This window comes from Pontibacter sp. BAB1700 (genome assembly GCF_000277005.1).
Lineage (GTDB): Bacteria > Bacteroidota > Bacteroidia > Cytophagales > Hymenobacteraceae > Pontibacter > Pontibacter lucknowensis.
Genome location: NZ_AKIS01000259.1, coordinates 1 through 4,295 on the forward strand (window position 1 = coordinate 1; position 4,295 = coordinate 4,295).

The window sequence follows — 4,295 nt, forward strand, 5'->3', positions numbered from 1 at the left end:
CCCCGACGTCGGTTACGTGAACCGCCGTTTCTGGAACCAAAGCGGGCACAAATTGAAAAGCTGGTTCGGCCTATTGATACCGTGCGGAGCACGAAAGAATTTACCCGGGAATAAGAAAATACACTTCAGTATTCGGCGGATAAAAGGTATTTTTACAGACCAAAGCAGCTGTATACCTGAAGCACTTCGGGTATAAGAAACGACGAACGGACCGCTCTCTACACCGATCCACCATGTACGAACTCTTCTTTCAGAAATTCAATGAAAAAGTGCCCCTGACCCTAGAAGAGCAGGAGCAGATCAAAACCTATCTGACGCCAAAAAAGCTGCGCAAAAGACAGTACCTCTTGCAGGATGGCGACGTGTGCAAATCTATTGCCTTTGTGGAGAAGGGGGCCTTGCGCGCCTATACCGTCGACGAGAACATGAACGAGCACATCATCCAGTTTGCCATTGAGGGCTGGACGATATCGGACCTCTTCAGTTACCTCACCGCTGAGCCCGCCACTTATACTATCGATGCCCTGGAAGATGCCGAGTTGGTGCTGATTACCCGCGCAGCACACGATGAACTCCTGAAAACCCAGCCCAAGTACGAAACCTATATCCGGCTGCTGATAACAGGTGCCTACATTGCCCTGCAACGGCGCCTGACCTCCAATATCAGCCTACCCGCCGAAGAGCGCTATACCCGCTTCACCGAAACCTATCCAGACATTGCCCAGCGTGTGCCGCAGCACATGATTGCCTCCTACATGGGCCTGACGCCCGAAACCCTGAGTCGCGTACGCAAGAAAATGGCCGAGCGCAGGTAAAGTCCCCTTCCTTTTCATTGACAAATGTCAAGGCTTTTTCTTGACAAGGCGCAATGCGCCGGGGCCTGGCATGGCCGTACCTTTGTATTGTTCCTAATTAAACGACCATGAAGACAATACAGACTATCGCCATCATAGGCGCTTCCGGCAACATGGGGGCCGCCATTTCGAAAAGTCTGGCCAAGGGCAATTATCGTTTGCTGCTTTGCGCCAACGACCTGGACAAAGTACAGGCAGTAGCTGAGGAGATCCAAAGCAACCAGCCCGCCGCCTCGGTGGAGGCAGTGGACTGCTCTGTGGACGCCTCATGGGAAGCGGATATCATTATTGCGGCTGTTCCGCATGATGCAGAAAGAGAAGTAGCCCAGAAGATAAAGGAAGTCGCCAACCAGAAGATCGTCATCAGTATCGCCAATCCGCTGAACGACAGTTACGACGGACTGGTAACGGCACCCTATACCAGCGCGGCCGAAGAACTGCAGAAGCTCCTGCCCAATGCCAAAGTGATCAAAGCCTTCAACACCACCTTCGCCGCCGACTTTGCCACGCCGGTTATAGACGGAAAGCAAGCTGACGCCTTTGTGGCGGGCAGCGACGAAGAGGCACTGCAAACGGTGTCTGAACTGGTGAGCACGGCTGGGTTTAACCCGATCGTGGCAGGCGACCTGTCGGTGAGCGGCACCCTGGAACGCATGCAGTTGCTGCTGATCCAGCTCAATATGAAATATGACTACAACTGGCTGGCAGGGTGGAAGATCTTGCACCAGTAATTTTAGCCACATATTTGTCACCCAAGCAACATGCGACGAGACCATTTTATTAAAACACTAGTAACAGGAGTAGTAGGTATGACCACATTATCAGCATTCAATAAATTTACAGATAATCTGAGCGAGCAGGAGCAATTGATGCCTGTGCTGTTTGTAGGCCATGGTTCGCCCATGAACGGCATCGAGGACAACGCTTTCAGCCAGTACTGGAAAAAGCTGGCCAGTGAAATGCCCACACCCAAAGCGGTGCTGGTGGTTTCGGCGCACTGGCTGAGCAAAGGCACCCGCATCACGGCCATGGATTTCCCAAAGACCATTCACGATTTCGGTGGCTTCCCGCGTGAGCTCTTTGAGGTGCAGTACAATGCACCCGGCAACCCGGAGCTGGCCAAAGAAACAGCCTCTATTATTAAATCCGCCACCGTGGAAATGGATCACGACTGGGGCCTCGACCACGGCGCCTGGACGGTGATCCGGCACATGTACCCGGAGGCCAACATTCCGGTGCTGCAGCTTAGCATCGACTATACCAAAGGACCGCAGTACCACTACGACCTGGCCAAGGAACTGGCCGGTCTGCGCAAAAAAGGCGTACTGATTATGGGTAGCGGCAACATGGTGCACAACCTGCGCATGGTGGCCTGGGACAGGCTGAACGACGAGGAATACGGTTTCGACTGGGCCGTGCAGATCAACAACACCTTCAAGGACCTGATTCGCAGCGGCAGCCACGACAAACTGATTCAGTACGAGAAACTGGGCCGCGAAGCTATGCTGGCTATACCTACGCCAGAGCACTACTGGCCACTGATGTATACGCTTGGCTTGCAGGGCAGCAAAGACGAGGTATCCTTCTTTAACGACAAAGCGGTAGGCGGCTCCCTGACCATGACTTCCGTGAAAATAGGCTGATTACAGCACAACATTAAGAATCATAACGTATGGTATTCAGAGAAGACATAAAGGCTGACACGCTTGCATCGGACATGGTTTTGAAATACCTGGTGCGGCCAGCAAGTGAAGCTTTGGGAAAGCGGAAAGCGCTGATCCTGCTGCACGGGGTTGGGAGCCACGAGCAGGACCTGTTCAGCCTGGCTCCATACCTGCCGGATGATGTGATGGTGATCTCACCTCGTGGTCCTATTGTGCTGGGAGAGGGACGTTATGCCTGGTATCAGGTAGATTTTTCTTCGGGCAAGCCAATGATCAACGCCGGGCAGGAGGAGCAGAGCCGCGAGCTCATCCGGGAATTTATCTCCCAGGTGAAGGCAAAGTACAGTATAGACGAAGTATACCTGGGCGGATTTAGCCAGGGGGCTATCATGAGCTATACCATTGGCCTGACGCAGCCTGAGTTGGTAGCCGGGGTGCTTGCCTTCAGCGGCAGGATACTGAAGGAGATCAGGCCGCTTCTTGGTGCTTCGGACAGACTGAAAAGCCTGCGTGCATTTATCGCACACGGTACGCAGGATACAACTCTGCCTGTGCATTATGCCCGCGAAGCAAAGGCGTTTTTAGAAAGCGCAGGTATTGCACCGGCTTATCATGAGCTGGAAATGGGGCACCAGCTGACTGGCGAAGTAATAGCGGCTGTGCTCGATTGGCTGAAATAGCTTTTTTAAAATTAAATTAAAGTATACATACCAAATAAAACAGATATGAAAATAGGCATTACAGGTGCAACAGGCCAATTGGGAAGGCTGGTTGTTACGAGACTAAAAGCTAAGGTGGAGCCCGAAAACATTATAGCGCTGGTGCGCGAACCTCAGAAAGCAGAAGGGATGGGGGTGGAAGTGCGCGAAGCAGACTATACGAAAACAGAGACGCTGGACAGTGCCCTGCAAGGTATAGACACCCTGCTCCTGATCTCATCCAGTGAGGTGGGGCAGCGTGCCGCGCAGCATAAAAATGTGATCGAGGCTGCCAAAAAAGCGGAAGTAAAACGGATCGTCTACACCAGCCTGCTGCATGCCGATACCTCTTTGCTAAGCCTGGCTGAAGAGCACCGCGCCACAGAGCGCATGATCAAGGATTCAGGTATAGCATACACTATCCTACGCAATGGCTGGTACACTGAAAACTATACCGGCTCAGTACAGGGCGCAATTGCCGGCGGCGCTTTTATCGGCAGTGCCGGTGAGGGCAAAATTTCCTCCGCATCCAGAGAGGATTATGCAGAAGCAGCAGTAGCGGTGCTGACAAGCCTGGGGCATGGAGGCAAGGTATACGAACTGGCCGGCGACGAGGCCTATACCCTCAGCGACCTGGCCGACGAGATCTCCCGCCAGACCAGTAAAGACATCCCTTACAAAAATCTACCGGAGGCAGACTATGCTGCTGCACTGGCAGGGTATGGGCTTCCGGATAGTATGGCAAAAGCCATAGCCGGCTGGGACGTAGCCGCTTCGAATGGTGCCCTATACGACGATAGCCGCCAGCTTTCCAAACTGATTGGACACCCAACCACACCCATGGCTGATTCTGTAGCAGAGGCTTTGTAAAGCTAGTTTGGGATTCGTGACCTGTGCGGTATGCACTACCCGCATACACGTATAAGGTATAGCTATCTGTTCTTGGCAGAATGAAATCAAAAAAGCCGCTCCATTTGATGTGGAGCGGCTTTTTAGTAGTCCGTAGGGGAATCGAACCCCTGTTGCCAGAATGAAAATCTGGAGTCCTAACCCCTAGACGAACGGACCATTCTGTCGTA

At 52.8% G+C, this 4,295-nt stretch carries 5 protein-coding genes and 1 tRNA gene; 5 read left to right on the forward strand and 1 reads right to left on the reverse strand.

The annotated features are described in order from the left end of the window. Nucleotides 1-233: 233 nt before the first annotated feature. The 5 genes from O71_RS21025 (at nucleotide 234) to O71_RS21045 (ending at nucleotide 4,086) form a co-directional block, all read left to right on the forward strand. Nucleotides 234-815, forward strand: coding sequence for a Crp/Fnr family transcriptional regulator (locus tag O71_RS21025; protein ID WP_007661314.1), 582 nt, complete (start codon nucleotides 234-236; stop codon nucleotides 813-815). A gap of 107 nt (nucleotides 816-922) precedes the next feature. Then, nucleotides 923-1,585, forward strand: a complete 663-nt coding sequence (locus O71_RS21030; RefSeq protein ID WP_007661315.1) for an NADPH-dependent F420 reductase — start codon at nucleotides 923-925, stop codon at nucleotides 1,583-1,585. Between the two features lie 78 nt (nucleotides 1,586-1,663). Beyond that, nucleotides 1,664-2,497 carry a 4,5-DOPA dioxygenase extradiol gene (gene ygiD / locus O71_RS21035; RefSeq protein ID WP_007661317.1) on the forward strand — a complete coding sequence of 278 codons (834 nt, stop codon included), beginning with the start codon at nucleotides 1,664-1,666 and terminating at the stop codon, nucleotides 2,495-2,497. Between the two features lie 29 nt (nucleotides 2,498-2,526). Then, on the forward strand, nucleotides 2,527-3,198 hold the full coding sequence (locus tag O71_RS21040; RefSeq protein ID WP_007661319.1) for an alpha/beta hydrolase: 672 nt from the start codon (nucleotides 2,527-2,529) through the stop codon (nucleotides 3,196-3,198). A 45-nt stretch (nucleotides 3,199-3,243) separates the two neighbouring features. After that, nucleotides 3,244-4,086: an SDR family oxidoreductase gene (locus O71_RS21045; RefSeq protein WP_007661321.1), complete on the forward strand. Its 843-nt coding sequence runs from the start codon at nucleotides 3,244-3,246 to the stop codon at nucleotides 4,084-4,086. A gap of 126 nt (nucleotides 4,087-4,212) precedes the next feature. Here the strand turns inward: O71_RS21045 and O71_RS21050 are convergent. After that, nucleotides 4,213-4,284, reverse strand: a tRNA-Glu gene (locus O71_RS21050). Nucleotides 4,285-4,295 lie beyond the last annotated feature (11 nt).